At 60.1% G+C, this 20,070-nt stretch carries 19 protein-coding genes; 10 read left to right on the plus strand and 9 right to left on the minus strand.

Annotation, left to right across the window (positions count from 1 at the left end; translation table 11 throughout):
• Nucleotides 1-13: 13 nt before the first annotated feature.
• The 6 genes from ASD52_RS22700 to ASD52_RS22725 are packed head-to-tail and all read right to left on the minus strand — an operon-like array spanning nt 14 to nt 6,157.
• Nucleotides 14-664, minus strand: coding sequence for an NAD(P)-dependent oxidoreductase (locus ASD52_RS22700; protein WP_057209624.1), 651 nt, complete (start codon nt 662-664; stop codon nt 14-16).
• A 19-nt stretch (nt 665-683) separates the two neighbouring features.
• Nucleotides 684-1,934 (minus strand): NAD(P)/FAD-dependent oxidoreductase, encoded by a 1,251-nt coding sequence (locus ASD52_RS22705; RefSeq protein WP_057225506.1) that lies wholly within the window; start codon nt 1,932-1,934, stop codon nt 684-686.
• Between the two features lie 5 nt (nt 1,935-1,939).
• Entirely contained in the window at nt 1,940-2,830 is an 891-nt protein-coding gene (locus ASD52_RS22710) for an NmrA family NAD(P)-binding protein (protein ID WP_057213605.1), read from the minus strand.
• On the minus strand, nt 2,827-3,861 hold the full coding sequence (locus ASD52_RS22715; protein ID WP_057209634.1) for an ABC transporter substrate-binding protein: 1,035 nt from the start codon (nt 3,859-3,861) through the stop codon (nt 2,827-2,829). The genes ASD52_RS22710 and ASD52_RS22715 overlap by 4 nt, the downstream gene beginning before the upstream one ends.
• Before the next feature lie 10 nt (nt 3,862-3,871).
• Entirely contained in the window at nt 3,872-5,104 is a 1,233-nt protein-coding gene (locus ASD52_RS22720) for an acyl-CoA dehydrogenase family protein (RefSeq protein WP_057209636.1), read from the minus strand.
• Between the two features lie 12 nt (nt 5,105-5,116).
• Nucleotides 5,117-6,157 carry an ABC transporter substrate-binding protein gene (locus tag ASD52_RS22725; RefSeq protein ID WP_057225508.1) on the minus strand — a complete coding sequence of 347 codons (1,041 nt, stop codon included), beginning with the start codon at nt 6,155-6,157 and terminating at the stop codon, nt 5,117-5,119.
• A 293-nt stretch (nt 6,158-6,450) separates the two neighbouring features.
• On the opposite strand from ASD52_RS22725, the gene ASD52_RS22730 reads away from it, so the two are divergent.
• From ASD52_RS22730 to ASD52_RS22750, 5 genes are read left to right on the plus strand one after another with little or no spacing between them, the layout of a single operon-like run.
• The gene (locus ASD52_RS22730) at nt 6,451-7,437 is read left to right on the plus strand and encodes an ABC transporter permease (protein ID WP_057209638.1); all 987 of its coding nucleotides are present in this window, start codon (nt 6,451-6,453) and stop codon (nt 7,435-7,437) included.
• The gene (locus ASD52_RS22735) at nt 7,437-8,444 is read left to right on the plus strand and encodes an ABC transporter permease (protein ID WP_057209639.1); all 1,008 of its coding nucleotides are present in this window, start codon (nt 7,437-7,439) and stop codon (nt 8,442-8,444) included. The genes ASD52_RS22730 and ASD52_RS22735 overlap by 1 nt, the downstream gene beginning before the upstream one ends.
• A gap of 2 nt (nt 8,445-8,446) precedes the next feature.
• Nucleotides 8,447-9,445 carry an ABC transporter ATP-binding protein gene (locus tag ASD52_RS22740; RefSeq protein WP_057213614.1) on the plus strand — a complete coding sequence of 333 codons (999 nt, stop codon included), beginning with the start codon at nt 8,447-8,449 and terminating at the stop codon, nt 9,443-9,445.
• Complete coding sequence (locus ASD52_RS22745; RefSeq protein ID WP_057213617.1) at nt 9,423-10,367, plus strand: oligopeptide/dipeptide ABC transporter ATP-binding protein; 945 nt, start codon at nt 9,423-9,425, stop codon at nt 10,365-10,367. The genes ASD52_RS22740 and ASD52_RS22745 overlap by 23 nt, the downstream gene beginning before the upstream one ends.
• Nucleotides 10,368-10,381: 14 nt before the next feature.
• On the plus strand, nt 10,382-11,443 hold the full coding sequence (locus ASD52_RS22750) for an aldo/keto reductase (RefSeq protein WP_057209644.1): 1,062 nt from the start codon (nt 10,382-10,384) through the stop codon (nt 11,441-11,443).
• Here ASD52_RS22750 and ASD52_RS22755 read toward each other — a convergent pair.
• A complete protein-coding gene (locus ASD52_RS22755) occupies nt 11,418-11,756 on the minus strand; it encodes an amidohydrolase family protein (protein ID WP_063963345.1) in 339 nt (112 codons plus the stop codon). The two genes, ASD52_RS22750 and ASD52_RS22755, sit on opposite strands and share 26 nt — an antisense overlap.
• A 306-nt stretch (nt 11,757-12,062) precedes the next feature.
• Entirely contained in the window at nt 12,063-12,833 is a 771-nt protein-coding gene (locus ASD52_RS22760) for a hypothetical protein (protein ID WP_156585769.1), read from the minus strand.
• A gap of 672 nt (nt 12,834-13,505) precedes the next feature.
• Between ASD52_RS22760 and ASD52_RS22765 the strand changes: the two genes are divergently transcribed.
• Nucleotides 13,506-14,657, plus strand: coding sequence for a hypothetical protein (locus ASD52_RS22765; RefSeq protein WP_244494205.1), 1,152 nt, complete (start codon nt 13,506-13,508; stop codon nt 14,655-14,657).
• Nucleotides 14,658-15,167: 510 nt separating this feature from the next.
• On the opposite strand, the gene ASD52_RS22770 is transcribed toward ASD52_RS22765, so the two are convergent.
• Nucleotides 15,168-16,106, minus strand: coding sequence for a LysR family transcriptional regulator (locus tag ASD52_RS22770; protein WP_057213620.1), 939 nt, complete (start codon nt 16,104-16,106; stop codon nt 15,168-15,170).
• Between the two features lie 214 nt (nt 16,107-16,320).
• On the opposite strand from ASD52_RS22770, the gene ASD52_RS22775 reads away from it, so the two are divergent.
• The 4 genes from ASD52_RS22775 to ASD52_RS22790 all read left to right on the plus strand — a co-directional run bounded on the left by ASD52_RS22775 (nt 16,321) and on the right by ASD52_RS22790 (nt 20,064).
• Complete coding sequence (locus ASD52_RS22775; RefSeq protein ID WP_057209650.1) at nt 16,321-16,902, plus strand: flavin reductase family protein; 582 nt, start codon at nt 16,321-16,323, stop codon at nt 16,900-16,902.
• On the plus strand, nt 16,902-17,333 hold the full coding sequence (locus ASD52_RS22780; protein ID WP_057209652.1) for a nuclear transport factor 2 family protein: 432 nt from the start codon (nt 16,902-16,904) through the stop codon (nt 17,331-17,333). Before ASD52_RS22775 ends, ASD52_RS22780 begins: the two co-directional genes overlap by 1 nt.
• Entirely contained in the window at nt 17,330-18,931 is a 1,602-nt protein-coding gene (locus ASD52_RS22785) for a 4-hydroxyphenylacetate 3-hydroxylase N-terminal domain-containing protein (RefSeq protein ID WP_057209654.1), read from the plus strand. Before ASD52_RS22780 ends, ASD52_RS22785 begins: the two co-directional genes overlap by 4 nt.
• Before the next feature lie 71 nt (nt 18,932-19,002).
• Entirely contained in the window at nt 19,003-20,064 is a 1,062-nt protein-coding gene (locus tag ASD52_RS22790; RefSeq protein WP_057213626.1) for a maleylacetate reductase, read from the plus strand.
• Nucleotides 20,065-20,070: the final 6 nt, after the last annotated feature.

Below are 20,070 nucleotides of genomic sequence, written 5' to 3' on the forward strand. Positions count from 1 at the left end.
CAATCACTGTCCTTCAATAGGCTGCGGTGAAACGGCGGCGGATGAACTGTCCTTGGTCCAGCTCATCGAGAATGGCGATGGCGAAGTCGGCCTCCGAAATGCGACTTTCGCCCGCTTCGTCGCGCAACAGCCAGTCTTCGCCAAGCCTGTAGGTGCCGGTTCTCTCGCAGGCCTTGATCGAAAGCGGCGGAGAGACATAGGTCCAGTCGAGATCGTGTTCGCCGCGCTTCAAGCTGCGCAGGATCTCGCGGTTGCGCAACGTATGGGCTTTGTGTTCGACGGGATAAAAGTCGCTGTCGACAACGTCGACACCGGGGCTCGCCTCCAGGCTGCCCACGCCGCCGACGATGATGATGCGGCGGACGCCCGCTTGCTTCACGCCGACAAATAGCGCCGCGTGGGCATCTCGGATCAGTTCCGCGGCCTCTTCTGCGGAATGACGGCGCAAACCTGGGCTATAGGCACTGATGACGGCATCGTGTCCTTTGACGATGCTTGCGACCGCGATCGCGTCGGCGATATCGGCCTTGCGCAGGGTGAGGCGCTCTTCGGGTTCGATGTCGGTAGACCGGGTGACGGCTGTCACACGACGGCCACGCGACAGCGCCTCCCTGCGGATATTGCTGCCGATGTTTCCGGAGGCGCCGAAGACGACGATGGACATGATCAGAACTTTCCTGGGATTAGAGTGCGGGCACCGACTTTAGCGGCCGGTTTGCCCCGACATTGCGTTGCATGGCTGAGAGCGAGGAGCGGACGGCCTCGTAGCCGTGTTCCCGCATAGCGTTCTCATAGTCATGAACGGCTGCGATCAGCGGCTTGCCATGGCGCCGCGCAGCGACCAGCTCGCGAACCAGCAGACCGGTGTCGTAGAGCGCGGTGTTGCCGCCGAGAGCGCGGAAATAGGTCATCGCGTGGATCGCATCGCCGAGCAGCGTGACCGGGCCGGGTTGCCATTTCGCGCCGGGCGTCGAGCTTTTGACCTTGAGGAAGGCGACCGTCGACGGATCGCTGTGGAGGATGAGCTTCAGGATGCGCTCGTCCCAATGGCCGATACGTTGAAGTAGCGCTTGCAGCAGGCCGGCGCCATCGAGCGTTTCAAGGAGTTCGTCCGGTCCCAGTTCGTCCGTATCGTAAGCGGTGTTCCACCAGGTGTAGCTGGTGGTGTTGTTGAAATGGAAACCGGGGATGTTGCGATGATCGGGGTCTTCGGCGCCAATGAAATCGTGCCGGGCATAGGCGGCTGGATCGACCCGGTGGCTGGTGATCATCAGGCCACGGCCGTCGCTCGGGCGGATATTGGTGTTGAACTCGGTAAGAAGCGGTGAGATGCCATGGTTTGCAGCCGCTTCAAGGCTGATCTTGCCCGCCAGGCGCCGCACGCCGGTATCGATGCTCTTCAGATCCGGCAGCAGTTGGCGGCGAACGGCCGACCCCGCACCGTCGGCACCGACCAGAAGGTTGGCGCGGACAGTCGAGCCGTCAGCAAAACGCGCGATAACCGTGCCGTCTGGGAGCGGTTCATAGCGCTCGAAGCGTTTGCCCGTATGGAACCTACCCTTCAGCCCGGAAAGAAGGATCTGCCGCAGCGTGATCCTGCTCACAGACTTTTCGATATGCGTGTCCTCGGTCTCCCGACTTTCGAGCCCGGCATTATCGAGACGCTCGAAGCCCTCGTCGAGGATCAGGTTCTCGGTCGGGGCAAACCCGAGCGTGTCCAGAAAGACCTGGAAGAGATGCGTCGGCAGATTGGCCTGAAGTGCGTCGATGCCACGCTGGCGGATACGCATGCGAAAGCCTTGCACGTAGTCGGCCCGGCCCGGATCGCGTTCGAACACGGCGGCATCGATGCCGTTCTTCTTCAGACCCTGGGCCAGCGCAAGGCCGCCTGGGCCCCCGCCAATAATGGCGATGTCAACAAAAGAGATGCTCATGACTGTTACTCGCTGAGCGCTGCCTCTGCGGCTGCATGTTCGGAGATGAAGGCTGCGACACTGCGCGGTGGTCGGCCCAGCAGCGATTTCACGACATCGGTCGTCGTGGCCGCACGACCGGCAGCGATCAACTTCGCGAATTGCGCTATGGCACGGTGTTCGAAGTCGGCATCGCCTGATGCCGCCAAAGGGGGCTTCTCGACGACGGCAAACCGCCGCTTCAAAGTCGTCGAGAGCAGATCGGCGAGCTGGCGCGCGCTGACGATGTCAGGACCGGTGAGATTGAGTGTTCGCCCAGTGACGGTGTCGGCGAGAAGCTGATCGACGGCGACATCGGCGATATCTCGTGCATCGATGTAGCCGACACCGGCGTCGGGATTGGCCGCTGCCACCGTATCGGTAGCGATTGCCTGGCGGACGGCGTTGGCGAGCGAGACCTGCATCCAAGCATTCGGTCGAAGCGAAACGGTATCCAGTGCAAGACTGTTGAGGTGCCGCTCGACAGCGGCGTGGGCATCGCCGGAGATGGAATGACCGGGCGGGTCGATGGTCCAGTCGGAACCTGAGATCTTGACGATGCGCCGGACGCCGGCCGCTAAGGCGGCATCGGCTGCGCTGATCTGATCGGTGACGAGCCTGGCGCTGATGGGCGACAGGAGCAGGAGCCGTCCGGCGCCGCGTACCGCGGTATCGAGCGAAGTACGATCGCCGAAGTCGCCGACGGCAATCTGTACGCTTTCGCCAAACAGGCGGCGTGCGGCATCGGGCCGGCGCGTAAGGATGCGAACCGGTTGTTTCAGAGCGGCCAGCCTCCGAACGATGAGCTGGCCGAGCTTGCCGGTGGCGCCGGCGATGATGGTTGTCGCACCGGTGACAGGAACTGCTGCTTTGCTCATGCGGCCGCCCGCCGTGATGCGGCCTCCAGCGGCCGGTGATCGATCCAGCCAAACACGTCGAAGTCGGCCGGAAGGAAGCCCCATTCGAGCAGGAAGCGTTTGAAGTGGTCGAAGGCAGCCAACTGCTCATCGTCGAGTGTCAGCTTGAGATGGCTGTGGACATCCGGACCATTCGCAGCCCGGATCGCGTCTTCGCCCACGCCGATTTCATTGGCGATGAAGCGCACCGCTTCATTCGGGTTCGCCTCCGCCCATTCGGCAACACGTGCGACCGTTGCGACAAGGCCCGTGACAAGGTCGAAATGCTCGTCGAGAAATTTGAGGTCGACGGTCAAGGGCCTCGGCGTACCGTTGTTGATGCGGATCTTTGCATCAGAGTGGAAGCCGAATTCCGAGACGACGACGGCGCCGATCTGATTGGCTAGCACCAAACCTTCGGCACCCTTGACGAAGAAGGCATCGATCTTGCCGCCCGCCAGCGCCAGAAGCTCGTCGCCGTAGGGATAGCGGCGCTTCAACCCGAGAAACGCGGCATTGCCCCTTTCGATCAGGTTTGCCTCGCTGCTGTCGAGATAGACCAGTTCGACATCGCGATGGGTGAGCCCCTCAAGCTCCAATGCGGACACGATGCCTTTCAACGCGGTGGCGCGCTGGAAGTCGACGATGGCTTCATTCGGTTTGCGCGGCACCCCGATGCGCCGGCCCTTCAGATCCGAGCCTTTGGCGATGCCTGAGCCGGGAAGCGCGATGATCGCCTGGAATTCGTCCGTGGTCGTAATGCCGACCACTCGGGTCTGCCGTCCGCCCGATCGTGCCCAAAGGGGCGGGATGTTGCCACCCTGGCGGAACGAGTGGTCCAGCGTATGGGTGAAATGGCTCTCGCGGACGGTCTGATCCTTGCTGTCGCGGATCGATCGAACCGCGACACCGGTGGCTTCGAACTGCCGATCGACCCAGCCGAGTTGGTGGGCGATCGACAGGGGCGTGGGGGCCGGGCAACGGGTGTACCAGACGGAATTGAGTGATGACATCGCGAGGCTCCTAGCTGCGGCCGACAACGGCAAGGCGGGGTTGTTGATGGGTGCGAACCGGCACCGGCTCCAGCGGCAGCGCCGGGGCAGCGGCGTGCCGGCTGAGTGCCGCCTTGGCGAGCATCGTGCGGATCAGGTTGTTCTGCGGCGCATGGGCCTTGCCGGACAGCGCATCGCGGTGGTGACGCTCCAGCGGGTTGTCGCGGCTGATGCCGGGATTGCCGCCGAGTTCCAGTGCAAGCGTGGTTGCGGCGATCGCATTCTCGATGACGGTGTGCTTGACCGCCGCCGCATCCGGGCCGAATGGCCGACCGGCGTCGAAATCCTCGGCAATAGACCGGAGCAGCCGGCGATTGACCGTCAGCAGGACCTCGATCTGGCCGAGCCCGTCCTGGATGCGCGGCACGGTGGAGAGCGGTGCGCCGAGGCTTGTGGGTGCCCGCGTGGTGGTGAACTCGATCAGCCAGTCGCGGGCGCCGCGCGCAGCACCGTCGTAGATCGCTGGCACAAGGCTGAAGTACCAGGCGCCCATGCGTTCGTCGCGTTTCAGGCCTTCGCTCGCGGGCGCTATATCAAGCACATCCTCCACCGGAACGGCGACGTCGTCGAGGATCAGATCGTCGCTGTTGGTGGCGCGCATGCCGGTGGCGTTCCAGGTCTTTTCGACGCGAATGCCGTCGGCGGACGTCGGCACGAGAAACGACCCGAGGCGCGGCACCGGCTCGTCGGTGACGGCGAGCACGGCGACCCAACGCAACAGCGGAATGCCAGTCGCATAGGTCTTGTGGCCAGTAATCCGCCAGTGATCGCCGACCCGGCGCGCGATGGTCTCCGGTAAAGAGCCGTGTGACGGAGATCCGACACGCGGTTCGACCTGCGCAGCATTGATCAGCGCCACGCCCTCGCGGTTGGCCTTGATCACCCGTTCGACAAGATGCTCCGGCCATTTGCCCGAGGTGCGCAGCGAATAATGCTGGTTGTAATGCATCGAGAGAACGAGCGCTGTGGACGGCTCGCCGCGGGCAATCGCCGAGACGACCGAGAGCGCTTCGGTCAATCCGCCGCCCAGACCGCCTTGCTCCGTCGCGGTCACGAGGCCGAGCAGCCCGGCTTCGTGAAGCGCATCGAAATTGGCGAAGGGAAATTCGCCGGTTTCGTCATAATGCCGGGCGGTCAGCGCAAAGCGCTTTCCCAAGTCCTCGGCCCTTTCAATCGCCAACTCGATTTCAGTTGCGGCGGTCATCGGCTTCTCCGGTCAGGCAACGGCGCGTGTTTCGAGATCGGCCCAGGGACGACGATCAACCCAGGCTTCGATGTCGAAGTTCTGGGCAAGGAAGCCCCACTCGTGCAGGAAGTCCTTGTAGTGACCGATCGCGTCCACCAGCTCAGGCTCGAGACCGATCCCAAGATGGCGATGCAGGTCCGGGCCGTTGGCGGCGGCGACGACCTCTTCGGATGCGCCGACTTCGCGGGCAACGAAGCGGCGCACGTCATCCGGATGCGCTTCGGCCCAGGCGCTTGCGCGCTTGAGGGTCTCGATCAGCTTTGTCACCAGATCGGGCCGGTCCTCTGCCAGCCGCTCGTCGACCGTCAGGATGCGTGGTGAGCCCGAATTGATGCGGATTTTGGGGTCGGGGTGGAAACCGAACTCGGTCACGGTATGGGTGGCAAAAAGGTTGGCGACGCTGATGCCGGGCGTGCCCTTGACATAGATTGCATCGACATCGCCGCGAAGGAGCGCTGCGATTTCAGGGCCATAGGCCTGCCGGTTGCGCAGGCCGTAGAGCTGAGGTCCGTCTCGATTGTCGAGCACGGTATCTTCAAGCGGGATGTCGACGATTTCGACATCCGTATGCGTCAGCTCTTCGAGCGACAAAGCAGAGACAAGGCCCTTCAGAGCGGTAGCCGCCATGAAGTCGACGATGCCGGGAGGGCGCCGGGCAATGCCGAAGCGACGGCCGACAAGTTCCCGCGTCGTCTTGATGCCCGTTGCCGGCAAGGTGATGATGGCCTGGAACTCATCGGTCCAGGTAATGCCGACGAGCCGCGTCGGATTTCCTTCCGAACGGGCGCGGATTGGCGGGACGTTGCCGCCGTGGCGAAACGAGTAATCCAGATGATGGTTGAAGTGGCTGGACCGGATCGTCCGGTCCTTGCTGTCGATGATGGAGTTGAGGGTGATGCCCTCGCTGGCAAAGGCTTCGTCGAGCAGACCCAGCTGCGTCGCAAGGCCGACCGGGGTCGGGACCGGGCAGCGGGTATACCAGATTTGTGAGATAGTGTTCCTGCGCGTCATGGATCCTCTGCCGTCCTCAAGATGATATCAGGAAGCCTTTTCCGCTCAGGGCGCGCTTTGTAGTGAGCTGTTGCCGAGCGGTTCGCATTTTGAGAATAATCCACCGAAATCAGTGTCTTTTGAGAGCTGTATGGAAAACTGGTTCTCGCAGATCGCCGTTGTCGGGTCGAATTTACCAAAACACGTTTGACAAAGCCTATAGAGTTAGTCAACAATAAAATCATCGGCGGGGGAAATCCGGGGCCGACGACACGTTTCGCCTTGTGCGAATTTTCAAGTGAGAGACGACAGGCATGCCGGCTTTGGTCAGAATTGTCAGAACGCTGCGACGCACGCTGGTCCAGGCAATTCCGACGCTGCTCGGGATCATCATCCTCAACTTCTTCCTGCTGCAGCTGGCGCCGGGAGATGCTGCCGACGTGCTTGCCGGCGAGGCGGGTTCGGCAACCGAGGAAAGCGTGGCAGCACTCAGGGCCCGCTTCGGGCTGGACAGCCCGGTGCTGGAGCAACTGGCGACATACCTCAACAATCTCGCGCATTTCAGTCTGGGATTTTCGCCGCGCTACGGCATGCCAGTCGCCGACCTGATCGCCCAGCGCCTACCGGGCACCTTGACTCTGATGGCGGTGGCGCTCGTCATCGCGATCTTCCTCGGCGTCGTTCTAGGATCCTTGATGGCGACATTTGCCGGACGTCTTCCCGATCGGCTGCTCTCGGTCTTCTCATTGCTGTTCTACTCGATCCCGAGCTTCTGGATCGGCCTGATGCTGATCGTCTTCTTCTCGGTCAAACTCGGCTGGCTGCCAAGCGGCGGCTCAGGCACCATCGGCTCGCGGCTCACAGGCTGGCCGGCACTGCTCGACACGGCGCGCTATATGGTGCTGCCGGCGACGTCGCTCGCGCTTTTCTACGTGGCGATCTATGCCAGGCTGACGCGGGCCTCCATGCTCGAAGTCAAAAACCAGGATTTCGTCCGCACCGCCTATGCCAAGGGACTGACGCCGTTCGGCGTTACTGCCAGGCATGTGCTGCGCAATGCCCTGATCCCGATCACCACCATGGCCGGCATGCACATCGGCGGCATGCTTGGCGGTGCCGTCGTGGTCGAGACGGTTTACAGCTGGCCGGGGCTCGGCAGGCTCGCCTTCGAAGCGGTCATGGGCCGTGATTTCACGGTGCTGCTCGGCATCCTCCTGTTGTCCTCGCTTCTCGTCATCATCGCAAACGCTGCCGTGGACCTCGTTCACGCCTGGCTCGATCCTCGAATTGGAGCACGCTGATGTCCTCGACCGGTGTCGGAGCACTCCGCAATATTCCAGGCGCCACCTATGCGCCTGCGACAGAAAATGAGCAGCCTGCCGGGGTTGCGCCGACGGAGGGCCCGGCCTGGTCCAACGTGAAGGCGCCGGACGCGCGCTCCCAGCAAAGTGCGACGATCGCAATTACCAATGGGCGACGCGCCATGAGGGTCTTCTTCGCCAATCCGAACGCGCTGTTCGGTACTGGCTTTCTCGGCCTCGTCATCGCCGTCGCGCTTCTGGCGCCCGTGTTTTTCCCCGACGACCCGCTTTCGATGGTGGGGCGGCCGTTCCTGTGGCCGGGACAGGATCCGGCCTTTCCTCTCGGAACGGATTCGCTGGGACGCGACGTGCTATCAGGCATCCTGCACGGCTCGCGCATCTCGCTGTTTGTCGGGCTGACGGCGACCGCACTCGGGCTGACGTTCGGCGTTCTGGTTGGCGCAGTTGCCGGCTATTTCGGCGGCTGGGTCGACGATATTCTCGTCAGGCTCGTTGAGATCTTCCAGACGCTGCCGAGCTTTGTCCTTCTTGTCGTCCTGGTGGCGATCGCCCAGCCCTCGGCGACCACCGTGACGCTTGCGATCGCCGTCATCTCCTGGCCGACCGTGGCACGGTTGACCCGCGCCGAGTTCCGCGCAATCCGCGAGAAGGACTTCGTCATGGCTGCCCGCAGCCTTGGCTTCGGCCATGCCCGCATCATTTTCCGCGAGATCCTGCCGAACGCCTTGCCGCCGATCATCGTCACGTCGTCGGTCATGGTCGCGACCGCCATCCTGATGGAATCGGCATTGTCCTTCATGGGGCTCGGCGATCCGAATGTGGTCAGTTGGGGCTCGATGATCGGGACCGGCCGAGAGCTGGTCAGAACCGCCTGGTATCTGACGGCACTGCCTGGGCTTGCGATTGTCTTCACGGTGCTGGCGCTCAACCTCATCGGTGACGGATTGAACGACGCCCTCAATCCCCGCTTTTCGCAGGATCGTTGACGATGGCTCCCTTGCTTCGGGTCGAAAACCTCACCATCGGCTTCCCACGTGCAGAACCGGTTCGCAACCTCTCCTTCGAGGTTGCTCAGGGCGAGACGCTTGCGATCGTCGGGGAATCCGGATCCGGAAAATCCCTGACCGCGCTGGCTTTGATGCAGCTGCTGCCGCGCGCGGCAAGGGTGACGAGCGGCCGTATCACGTTCGGCGACCGCGACCTGCTGGCACTCGATGCGCGCGAGATGCGGCGCCTGCGCGGGCGCGAGATCGCCATGATCTTTCAGGAACCGATGACCAGCCTCAATCCGGTGATGACGATTGGCGGTCAGATCGGCGAAGTGCTGAAGGTTCACGAAAGGCTTTCGGGAAAAGCGGCGCGGGCGCGCGCTATCGAACTCCTGCAGCTGGTCCGTATTCCGGGAGCCGACAAACGGGTCGACGACTATCCGCACCAGCTGTCCGGCGGCATGCGCCAGAGGGTGATGATCGCGATGGCGGTCGCCTGTCGGCCGAAGCTACTGATCGCCGACGAGCCGACCACCGCCCTTGACGTCACGATCCAGGCGCAAGTGCTCGATCTGCTCGACACGCTCAGGCGCGAGCTACAGATGGCCGTTGTGCTCATCACTCATGATCTGGGTGTGGTTGCGCAATGGGCCGACAGGGTAGTGGTGATGTATGCAGGCCGTAAGGTGGAGCAGGCACTGCCGGCAGACCTCTTCAAGGATCCGCTGCACCCCTACACGCGCGGGCTGCTTGCCGCTTCGCCGCGGTTGAAGAACGATTTCCACTATCGCAACGGCGCTTTGACCGAAATTCCAGGATCGATCGTCTCGGCGGTGGGCGAGGCGGGCTGTCCCTTCAGGCCGCGCTGCGCCCAGGCGCGGGCGAGCTGCGGCCACCATATCCCGCCCTTGACCGCCCCGGCACCCGATCGCCTCGTTGCCTGCCCCTTCACCTCGTCCATCAAGGCCGTGCCCGATGCCCTTGCTCTCAGCCACTGACCTCAAGACCCACTACCAGAGCCGTGATGGGCTTCTGCGCTCTGTCGATGGCGTCGATCTTCGCGTCGAGCGCGGGGAGACGGTGGGGCTGGTGGGTGAAAGCGGCTGCGGCAAGTCGACCCTCGGCAAAACTCTTCTTCGGCTGGTTGATCCGACCGAGGGGCGGATCGAATTCAAAGGCGAGGACATCACGCTCATCGACCAGCGGCGATTGAGGAGCGTGCGCAAGTCGATCCAGATGATTTTCCAGGATCCGTTCGCGTCGCTCAATCCGCGCCACACGATCGGTGAAATTCTCGAAGCGCCGCTGGTGGTGCACAAGGCAGGCGGGAGCATGGAGCGACGGCGGATCGTCGCCGGCATCGTATCGAAAGTCGGGTTGCCGGCCGATGCCATCAACCGATATCCGCACGAGTTTTCCGGCGGCCAGCGACAAAGGATCGGCATCGCCCGCGCGCTGTTGCTCAATCCGGAGCTGATCGTCTGTGACGAACCTGTCTCGGCCCTCGACCTCTCGATCCAGGCACAGATCCTCAATCTTCTGGTCGAGATGAAGAAGGAATTCGGCCTTTCCTACATCTTCATCAGCCACGACCTTTCAGTGGTGCGCTACTTCTGCGACCGGGTGATGGTCATGTATCTCGGCAGGATCGTCGAAAGCGCAGACAACGAGACGCTGTGGTCCGATCCGCGCCATCCCTATACGCGTGCTTTGATGGAGGCGGTGCCCGATCCATCGCGCCCGCGCCACGCCGCCCCGCTTGGCGGTGATCTGCCGAGCCCCAGCAACATTCCTTCCGGCTGTCGGTTCCACACCCGATGCCCATTGGCGGCGGATCTGTGCCGCACCGCCGAACCCGAATTCCGCTTCATAGCACCACGCCACGAGGTGGCCTGCCATTTTGCGGACAGCATCAACTGAAATGGAGATTTTAAATGGTTGAGTATCGTTATCTCGGGCGCAGTGCCCTCAAGGTGTCACCGCTGACACTCGGGTCCATGATGTTCGGTAACCAGACGCCTGATGATGTCGCCTTCCGCATCATCGACAAGGCACGCGAACAGGGCATCAACTTCATCGATACGGCCGACGTCTATCACGACGGCAAGTCGGAAGAGGTGGTCGGGCGTGGCATCAAGGCCGACAGGGATCACTGGGTGCTGGCGACCAAGTTCGTCAATTCGCACAAGAAGGGACCCAACCTCGGCGGCTACTCGCGCAAATGGGTTTACCAGACGGTCGAGAACTCACTGCGCAATCTCGGCACCGATTACATCGACATCCTCTATTTCCATCGCGCCGTGTTCGACGCGCCGCTGGAGGAGCCGGTCAGGGCCATCGCCGATCTGATCAAGGCCGGCAAGTTGCGGTATTTCGGCGTCTCGAACTTCCGCGGCTGGCGCATTGCCGAGATCGCGCAGCTCGCCGATGAACTCGGCATCGACAGACCGGTCGCAAGCCAGCCGCTCTACAACATCGTCAACCGCACGGCGGAGGCCGAACAATTGCCGGCGGCAGCCGCCTATGGGCTCGGCGTCGTCACCTACAGCCCGCTGGCGCGCGGCGTTTTGACCGGCAAATACAATGTGGGCGAGGCACCTGGCGCTGATACGCGGGCGGGCCGCGGCGACAAGCGCATGCATGACGTCGAATTCCGCGACGAATCCATCGCGATTGCCAAGCAAATCGCTGCACACGCTCAGGCGAAAGGCATTCCCGCCGCGGATTTTGCGCTCGCCTGGGTCCTGAACAACCGTCTCGTCACCTCGACCATCGGCGGACCGCGGACCGAAGAGCAATGGGACGGCTATGTCCGTGCGCTAGACGTGAAGATCGATGCCGATGACGAAGCCCTGGTCGACCGGCTGGTCGCTGCTGGCCACCCATCGACCCCCGGTTTCACCGACCCTGGCCATCCGCTCGAAGGCCGGCTGCCGCGCTTTGGCGCGGCGGAGGCAGAGATCATTCCGCTCACACGGGCGCAGCGCGTCGCCTGAGGCGGCTTGCCCGGCTGTCTGCCGGGCAAGCTCCGCTCAAAAAAGGAAGCCCCGGACCGAAAATCCGGGCTTCGTTTTGTCGGGTGTCTATTCGGCGGCGGCAGCCCTTTGTCTCTCGCAAGCCGAGGAGGCGCCTGGCATTGCCGCCGGCAACACGTCGGAAATCCATGTCGTTTAGTCCGGCTTCCGCGAGGCTCTCGGTCAGGCTCTTGCCGTCGAGTGCGGCAAGGATCGGCCAGTCCGTTCCGGCCAGCACCCGCTCTGCGCCGAAGAAGCCGGTCAGGCTGCGGATGATCTCGGGATCGTGCCCCATCGTGTCGAAATAAATGTAGGGGCGTTTGCCGGCCGCGCGCTCGGGCGGCTCTCCGCGAAAGCGCGGTCGTAGCTTTCATCTGGTGCGCCACAGCTGATGGTAGGCCCTCTTACTTGAGCCAACAACTTCTTCGGTGGATCGGCATCTCTACGGACGACAGTCGAACCGCCCAAAACCAAACCAAAAATGGCAACCCCAATTATCGAGATGGTACATTCGGACGACAGGTTCTCGTTTCGACGATGAGCGGCGGGCTGGATACAGCGCTGCACATGTACAGCGACGGCCGTGATTGTGCGACCCACCCTATAGGCGACCGCGTTGTTGTCTGCTCGCAAAACCAGCGCTCCACCATCTGATCCGCAAAGGCGACCAGCGTTGTTCGGACTTCGCGGTTGTCGCAGGCTTGCCGGAACTCACCATCTCATCCTTCGGCGACTCGCAGTTTTCGTCGATCCATTCAAAGAACTGCGAACCCGTACGGTGATTGTGAACAAGCAAGGCGTCATCGACTTGCAAGGCGAATTCAGCATGCACTGGGTCGGTGAAGCCGATGAACAGCATCCTCTGCCGCATAGCTGAACCACTGATCGATGTCACGCGGGCATCCACCAGTCCGATAGTCGCGTCCCAATGTGCGTTCATCAGCGGACTGCGGTCGAAGGTCAGCGCCAGGTCGGAGTACGCGTAGACTTCCGGCAGCTTGAAGAAGTGTTCTATTTCCTCACGGCTGAGTGTGCCGTCGTCGTGCTTGAGCGCCTGACTATGGACCGGGCCAATTTTGTACTCGCTTACCAGGGATCGCTCTTGAAGCCGCTCCGTGCTCCTATAGGCATAGCCGTTCCGACAAATGGCTAGCTTTATGGTTGCACGCTCGAACAATGACGGCTTTTCACGAACCTGATCGATGGTCGTCTTCAGATCCCTGACGTACTGGGTGTAATGAGTTATTGTCATGCCGATCTGCCCGACCCGTTTTTGCGTCCGACAGCAAGAGACCGTCGCCGCGCGTGTTATGCCAAGATGTTGGTTACGGGCATGATAGCCTTCTCTGCCGCTTGTTTTAGCTATACGCATGTTTGATTCTGGCAATTCCTCTTGCAGACGCGGCCTTTGTTCGGAACACATCTGCTTGTAGAAAAGGCGTGGTCGCGGCGCACTAAGCAACTTGCTTCTCCAGGCTGACATACAGCTGGGGTGCGGTTCCCGATCCGTGCCAAACCTTCGTATAGCTTCGGTTTCGCCGCAGGGTACCTATCATTGCGTCCATGCCGGCACCATGTCCGACGGTCGGCGGGAACGAAGACGAGGTATCCTGAGTGCAATCGAATGACATATCCTCCCGCTGTTCACAGGAAGCGCGCCCTCTAGTGCGCGTTTCTGAATACTGCGAGCGTGCCGGAGTAGGTGAGGCGGAGGAGAGGCGACTGATTGTACAACTGGGTTGCCGCGCTTCTCAGAATGAATTGCAGATCAACCTCACGCTCTTGCCGTTCAGAACCCGATAATTTTGGGGCCACTTCTGCGAAAGGCTTCCGATCTTCGTGCGCGAAGACGCGGAGTGATCTTGATCGGTATGTCCGCCGTGGCTTCCATGCGAAGAGCTGGAGCGGGGCTAGGTAGCCACCAGGCAAAGGTCGCTGTTACGACTTCAATGGCTGCGCCTCCATTGCGAATTTTTCGGGCCGGCGCACGAACTCATTGTCGCGTCCTTTCAGTGAAAACATCCTCTCAAAGAAAGTGACTTCCATGTGGAAGCAGATCCAACCGCCGATACGGGTTTTCTTTGCTTGGGCAATTATCACCCTCGCGCCAATACCGGCATTCGCTCACGTGAAGTGGTTTGCCCCCTACATCGTTGGGGCACCGCCTGAGCTGGTCGGCGATACCTTGCAGGATACGTGGTTCTGGGCAGGAATTGCCCTGGTCCTGGTATTCTTCATTCTAACCCGCATCTTAGAGCGCACATCTGTGGGCGAAACAGCCATCAACGCTTTGAACTGGATGACCGATCCCCTGTGGATGCGCCAGGACGACTACATCAGGTCGATCATCGCCGCGTTCTTCATTGCCATTTTTGCCGTCGGCGGCGTGTATCTGACACCAGATCTCAAGACCCCTGCTGAGTGGGTCTCCTGGCTTCAGTTCGTGATTGCCTGTTGCATTTTCTCCAGACGCACCATGCCCATCGCCGGAATTGGAATTGTCGCCCTCTGGGTACTGGCGTTGCGGGACTATGATCTCTTCCACCTGTTCGACTACCTGGCGTTGGGTCTCGGTGTTGCCGGATATCTCATACTTGAGCCTCTCAAGAATGAAGAACTAAGGTCGCGCCGTTTTGAAGCGTTACGCTGGGGCCTTGCGATCGCTCTGATGTGGTCAAGTCTCGAAAAATTTGCTTTTCCAAGTTGGTTTTATCCCCTGGTCGTGGAGAAGCCGTTTCTCACATTTGGCATGCCGAGAGACGTCTTCATTCCGATGGCCGGCGTCACCGAGTTCACACTTGGCTTCGGTTTGCTTTGGACCCCGTTGATCCGCAGGCTCTCCGCGATCGTGCTGCTCGTCATCTTCACGGCCGCGGTCTGGCCATTCGGTCGTGTTGACCTGATCGGCCACGGCTTAATCATGGCCATTTTGATCGCTGTCGCCGCTGACCACCGCAGGGGCGTCGACCTGATGACTGCCTTCAAACGCCGGGTGGTCAATATTCCTGTCGGGCTCTCAGTCGCGTTGGTCGTCTTCTGTACCGCATACTGGGGTTTGCACTTCGTATTCTATGGCGCGAACCGTGATGGCTCTGTTGGTGACGGAGCGAAGACAACTCATAGCTACAGTGTCGAGCATCCTCATGGTCCGGGCGGGCCAGATGACCACAAGTTGGAGCCGCATGCGCATCCATAAAGCAGTTTACAGCCGAGGTGTGTTAGCTTGCCGCATGGAGCCTCGGTATTGAGCAGCACGAGACCGTTGTCGCCGGAAGCAGCGAGAGTTCGGGACCATTCTCGAGTGATCGGTGTTCCGGCGCGGCGCGTGAACGCAATGACAGGAAGCGGTTGATCATCATGGTGGCTGGCCACGACCCTGATTTCAGGAGGCTCGATTTCCTTGAAACTGGCGATGACATATGAATAAACAGATCTGCAACAGCGTGTGGATATTTGCCTAAGTCGGCCATCGTTCCGGGCGAAGGCGATTTCTCTTGCCTTGTTGCCTAGCGCCGGCTTGCCTGCTCGACATTTTGGTGTCGAACTCGATGCCGCGGTCGGTCAGGAAGGTCTCGAAGAAGATTGGCTGGCAGTTGTCGCCGTCGCCCTAGAGCCATGCGGCAGATTTCGTGAGAAAAAAAGTCGCCCCCATTGGCCGCGATAGCGGCTTACGATCGAGATCAATTCTCCGCGCAGGCCGGCCTATTCAACGCATTGGGGGCGCAGAGCCGCCTTGGATTTCGGCTGCTGTTTTTCGCAAGCAATCACGCAACCAGCAGTGTGCGAGATTACTCGTGTGCCTTGGGTGCCAAAACATGCGTTCATGAATGTCTGGTAACAACATCGGCGGTTCCGCGCCTATTATGCCCGGCGCTGCAAGCTCGCGGATTACCCTTTCCAATACTAGACTTATCAAATTGGAGTCGCGCAGAAGGAACGGGACCAGTACGAAACTTTCGACCGTTGCCGCAATTCGGCGGCTGATGCCCTCTCGCGCCAAATGCTGGTCGGCCAGGTTTGGTCGCCGGTCGGGGCCGATGCCGTACGCAAGGTGCGACGAGCGAAGGAATGCATCCATCGAAACCTTGCCCGCGCCCCCAACTGCCTTGTTCCTGCAATCGGCAGCACACAGCCATCTGTCACTCAGAAGAGGCTCGGACGGGAAGTCGCTATCGGGAAGCAATTCGCTCGGCTCGATCACAACGTCCACGAGGTCGTCATGGAGCATCTTTTCGGTGTCTCGCGAACGCGGAACAAGATGGAGGGTTATCTGCGGCGCTTCAGTCTCCAAGCGTTTGATCAGTGGCCCCAGCAAGACGAGAACGGCGTAATCTGAGGCGCTTATGGTGAAAGTGCGAGCATCGAGCAGCGGATCGAAACCACCTTGTTGCATAAGGGTTTGCTGAACTTTGCTCAGAGCATCCCTTAGCGGTTCCACCAAGTTTTCCGCGTTCTGAGTCAGCGCCAATTGGCGGCCCACGCGAACCAGCAATGGATCATGAAACAGGTCTCTTAATCGACTGAGAGCAGCGCTCGTCGCCGATTGGCTTAGTCCAACAAGCTCACCTGCACGGCTTACGCTCTTCTCACGAAGCAAGGCCTCGAGGACCACTAGCAGGTTAAGATCCACTCCCCGAAGGTTCATAATTGCTCCTCCCTATGTATCCGTTAGCTCGATAGATTCCTTCCGAATAATCGATTGGACACATTACGACAGCAGCGTAACATCCAAGTCAATAAAAAATCTTTGGGAACGAAAGCAAATCCGCAGTCGATTGTTAGTATATCTAGCGATCATGAGTGTCCATCTTGTTCATTAGCGAGTGCAAACAAAGTAACGTTTGCGCAAAGGAGGAGTTATGCGCAATCAAGACAATGTCAATTCTTCATTTGAAGATGTTCACGATGCTTTCCCGCCGTGGGAGCTCAATGCTGGGCCGGAAGCGCTGGCATTTCGGTCGGCGATGCGCAAATTCGTCGGCGGCGTCACCATCATAACGACTCTCCATGAGAGCCGTCCATGGGGCATGACCGTAAGCGCCTTTAGCCCGGTATGCATGGACCCCCCCATCCTGATTGCTTGTGTAAATCGAGACACGGTGACTGCCAGCGACATCACCCGTGATCCCCATTTTGCCGTGAACATCCTCAGTGAGGAGCAAGTGGCAGTCTCGCAATTTTGCTCAAGGCCCCGAGAGGACAAATTCATTGAGGATTTCGTTTTCCCCTCGGCAGCGGTTCCCGACAGGATTCAGATGCCCGTCCTTAGGAACTCGCTCATAACTTTTGATTGTAGAGCAAACACGACATTTGTCGTGAACAGCCATCTCGTAATGCTGGCGCAGGTCCGGGCGGTCCTCGCGCCTTCTGCCAAGAAGCCGCTCCTTTACGGAGAAGGACAGTACATGCAGGGGGTTTCAATGCAGAGGGCTATGTCGTGATGGAAGCCGCTGCAATAACTGCTGTCGTCAGGGCGTTCTGCGCCGCCTACAACAGTCATCGCACGGGCGATGTCGCTGCACTCTACACAGTGGATGCAATCCACCAGGACATCGCTCATGGTCGCTCCAAAGAAGGCGCGCAGGCCATCGCCGATGGCCTGCAAAAATTCATTGGCTGGTTTCCCGACGCCCAATGGAAGCTCGGCTCCATAATCGCAGGCAACGAGGGCAGAGCCGCGATCCAGTACACATTGACTGGGACCTTGTGCTCCTCGCTGGGACCGATTGTCCCTCGTGGCCAAAAAATTTCTCTGCGCGGGTTGATGGTTCTCACTCTCGAGAACGGAAAGATCGCGCGCAGTGAAGACTACTGGGACGCAACGACGTTCCAGAAACAGCTCGACTGCAACACTCCAGAGGAAAGATCATGAGAACGGGTAAAGAATATCTTGAATCGCTACGCGACGAACGCCGTGTTTATGTCGGTGGGGAACTTATCGACGATGTCACCACTCATCCTAAGACGCGAGGCTATGCGCAGGCGATAGCGGACTATTACGACTTGCATCTCGATCCCGCCAATCAGGACATCGCGACGTTCATCGACGAGAAGGGCAACCGCCAGTCCATGCATTGGTTCCTTCCCCGGACGAAGGAAGACGCAGTCCGCCGACGCAAATACGCCGATTTCATCTTCCGTTACTTCAAAGGCGGCATCTTCACCCGCCCTCCGATGGGTATGAACTGCGTGATGTTCACACAGGTCGACGACCAGCAGCCATGGGCCGACAATTCCCGCTTCAAAAACGGTCATCGCGATCTGTCCGGCAACATCCAGCGTCAATGGGACGAGGTTACCAGCAAGGATTTGGCCATCTCTCCGATGTTCGTTGACGTTCAATTCGACCGCGGTCGGGTTGAAGCACTGAGCGAGACCCCGATGCTGAGCATCGTGGAAGAGCGCGACGACGGCATTCTCGTAAGAGGTTGGAAGGCTATCGGCACATCTGTTCCTTTCGTCAACCACATCCTCATCGGCAATCTCTGGCGGCCGGGCCAGACATCTGAGCAGACGGTCTACGCACTGGTTCCGATTGCTACCAAGGGTATCTCGGTAGTCGCCCGCGAGTCCCGTGTTCAGCCCGACGCAGACCCCTACGATCGACCCCTGGCTACCATCGGCGACGAACTCGACGCCATGGTTTACTTCGAAGACGTTCTGATCCCCTGGTCTCAGGTGCAGCATATCGGCAGCCCCGAGCATGCCAAATGGTATCCACAGCGCCAGTTCGACTGGGTGCATCTGGAAACCCAGATCCGCCATTGTGTTCATGCCGAACTAATGGTTGGCCTCGCGCTTCTGCTTACTCAATCCCTCGGAACAAGCAACAATCCGGTGGTTCAGTCTCAGCTTGCTGAAATGATCAGGTTCCGTGAAACCTGCACGGCCTTCATGCTGGCTGCCGAAGAGACCGGCTTCGCTACTCCGGGAGGTCTCTTCAAGCCTAACAACATCTACATCGACTTTGGTCGAGCTCACTATCTGGAACATCAGCCGAAGATGGTGAACATGCTGATCGAGTTCTGCGGCCGCGGGATCGTGCTTCAACCGACGAAGCGGGAGCTCGATGATCCTTACCTCGGTCCGAAACTTGCCGAGGCACTCCGTGGGGCTGAGATCAGCGCACATGACCGTATCAAGATCTTCCGCCAGATCAGCGAGCGGTTCCTGACGGAATGGGGCACGCGCCACGAGATGTTCGAAAAGTTCAATGGAACGCCGCTCTATCTCATAAACCTTCTTACGCTCCAGCGTACCGAGTACCATGTAGACGGCCCTCTCACTGCGCTCGCACGCGAAGTGCTTGGTTTCGGCGATACCGCCGAGCTCGGAAAGCGCGCGCAGGAAGCTGAGAAGAACGCCCATTATGCCAACGTTCGCTTCCAGCCGGAATACGCTCGCGCTCAGGACGTTCACGAGGGCTACATTGGCTCTTCCGGGGACCGGGCTACCGTCAACGCTGCCTGATGAACCTGTGCCGGCGCCGCTTTCGCGCCGGCACGACCTCTTTGCCTTCTTGGGGGCTGCAGGAGCATTCAATGTATTCGTTCATTTACACCGCTGGTTCAGCCCGCGTTCTTTTCGGATCTGGAACGGTGAGGGAGCTTGGTCGTGAATTGGAGCGGCTGGGCATGAAGCGCGCGCTCTTTCTTGCGACCCCTGGACAGGAAGATTACGTAAGAGAGTGCGCCCGATCGGTCGGTTCAGTCGCCGTTGGCGTGTTCCCCAACTCTACGATGCACACGCCAGTGTCGGTCACCGAAGATGCGCTTCGGCTGGTAGATGATCTGCGTGCCGACGGGATTGTGGCCATCGGCGGGGGCTCCACCACGGGGCTGGGCAAGGCGATCGCCTGGCGAACGGACCTTCCCCAAGTCGTTGTTCCCACGACATACGCCGGGTCAGAAATGACGCCAATCCTGGGTGAAACGGAAAACGGTCAGAAGGTCACCCGCACCGATTCCAGGATTCAGCCTGAAACCGTTATCTACGACAGCGACCTGACCAGGACGCTGCCGAGAGACGTCGCCGCGGCAAGCGGCATAAATGCGATGGCGCACGCCATCGAGGCTCTCTATGCCGAAAACCAAAATCCGGTCGTGAACCTGATCGCCGTCGAGGCAATCGGCGCCTTGTATGGAGCCTTGCCGCATCTCTCGGACGGTCAAGACGACGCGACGGCAAGAGAGAGGGTTCTTTACGGAGCGTGGCTAAGCGGAATTTGCCTCGGATCAGTTTCAATGGCTCTTCACCACAAGCTCTGCCATACCCTGGGCGGCATGTTCGATTTACCGCACGCCCAAATGCACGCGGCGCTTCTCCCTCATGTGGTGGCGTACAATACCCCAGCCATTCCTGACGCCGTCAGCAAGCTACGCGGAACCTTCAATCGTGATCCGGTGCAGTCTTTGTATGAGTTAAACCAAAAGCTCCGGATCAAAGCAGGTTTAGGAGAACTGGGGATGCCGCTGGACGGCATCGAGCCCGCAATCACTGCTGTTCTGGCGCAACCGTACAAAAACCCCAGACCTTTGGAGCGGAAACCCCTGATCGAACTACTTAAGCGCGCCCATGAGGGATCGCGTCCCGAACGCAGTTGAAAGTTG

It is taken from the genome of Ensifer sp. Root142 (assembly GCF_001426785.1).
GTDB lineage: Bacteria > Pseudomonadota > Alphaproteobacteria > Rhizobiales > Rhizobiaceae > Ensifer > Ensifer canadensis.

What these genes read in the sequence shown, in the direction of transcription:
- ASD52_RS22700 (WP_057209624.1), bottom strand. Translation starts at nt 664, where the DNA reads ATGTCCATCGTCGTCTTCGGCGCCTCCGGAAACATCGGCAGCAATATC.
- ASD52_RS22705 (WP_057225506.1), bottom strand. Translation starts at nt 1,934, where the DNA reads ATGAGCATCTCTTTTGTTGACATCGCCATTATTGGCGGGGGCCCAGGC.
- ASD52_RS22710 (WP_057213605.1), bottom strand. Translation starts at nt 2,830, where the DNA reads ATGAGCAAAGCAGCAGTTCCTGTCACCGGTGCGACAACCATCATCGCC.
- ASD52_RS22715 (WP_057209634.1), bottom strand. Translation starts at nt 3,861, where the DNA reads ATGTCATCACTCAATTCCGTCTGGTACACCCGTTGCCCGGCCCCCACG.
- ASD52_RS22720 (WP_057209636.1), bottom strand. Translation starts at nt 5,104, where the DNA reads ATGACCGCCGCAACTGAAATCGAGTTGGCGATTGAAAGGGCCGAGGAC.
- ASD52_RS22725 (WP_057225508.1), bottom strand. Translation starts at nt 6,157, where the DNA reads ATGACGCGCAGGAACACTATCTCACAAATCTGGTATACCCGCTGCCCG.
- ASD52_RS22730 (WP_057209638.1), top strand. Translation starts at nt 6,451, where the DNA reads ATGCCGGCTTTGGTCAGAATTGTCAGAACGCTGCGACGCACGCTGGTC.
- ASD52_RS22735 (WP_057209639.1), top strand. Translation starts at nt 7,437, where the DNA reads ATGTCCTCGACCGGTGTCGGAGCACTCCGCAATATTCCAGGCGCCACC.
- ASD52_RS22740 (WP_057213614.1), top strand. Translation starts at nt 8,447, where the DNA reads ATGGCTCCCTTGCTTCGGGTCGAAAACCTCACCATCGGCTTCCCACGT.
- ASD52_RS22745 (WP_057213617.1), top strand. Translation starts at nt 9,423, where the DNA reads ATGCCCTTGCTCTCAGCCACTGACCTCAAGACCCACTACCAGAGCCGT.
- ASD52_RS22750 (WP_057209644.1), top strand. Translation starts at nt 10,382, where the DNA reads ATGGTTGAGTATCGTTATCTCGGGCGCAGTGCCCTCAAGGTGTCACCG.
- ASD52_RS22755 (WP_063963345.1), bottom strand. Translation starts at nt 11,756, where the DNA reads ATGGGGCACGATCCCGAGATCATCCGCAGCCTGACCGGCTTCTTCGGC.
- ASD52_RS22760 (WP_156585769.1), bottom strand. Translation starts at nt 12,833, where the DNA reads ATGCGTATAGCTAAAACAAGCGGCAGAGAAGGCTATCATGCCCGTAAC.
- ASD52_RS22765 (WP_244494205.1), top strand. Translation starts at nt 13,506, where the DNA reads ATGTGGAAGCAGATCCAACCGCCGATACGGGTTTTCTTTGCTTGGGCA.
- ASD52_RS22770 (WP_057213620.1), bottom strand. Translation starts at nt 16,106, where the DNA reads ATGAACCTTCGGGGAGTGGATCTTAACCTGCTAGTGGTCCTCGAGGCC.
- ASD52_RS22775 (WP_057209650.1), top strand. Translation starts at nt 16,321, where the DNA reads ATGCGCAATCAAGACAATGTCAATTCTTCATTTGAAGATGTTCACGAT.
- ASD52_RS22780 (WP_057209652.1), top strand. Translation starts at nt 16,902, where the DNA reads ATGGAAGCCGCTGCAATAACTGCTGTCGTCAGGGCGTTCTGCGCCGCC.
- ASD52_RS22785 (WP_057209654.1), top strand. Translation starts at nt 17,330, where the DNA reads ATGAGAACGGGTAAAGAATATCTTGAATCGCTACGCGACGAACGCCGT.
- ASD52_RS22790 (WP_057213626.1), top strand. Translation starts at nt 19,003, where the DNA reads ATGTATTCGTTCATTTACACCGCTGGTTCAGCCCGCGTTCTTTTCGGA.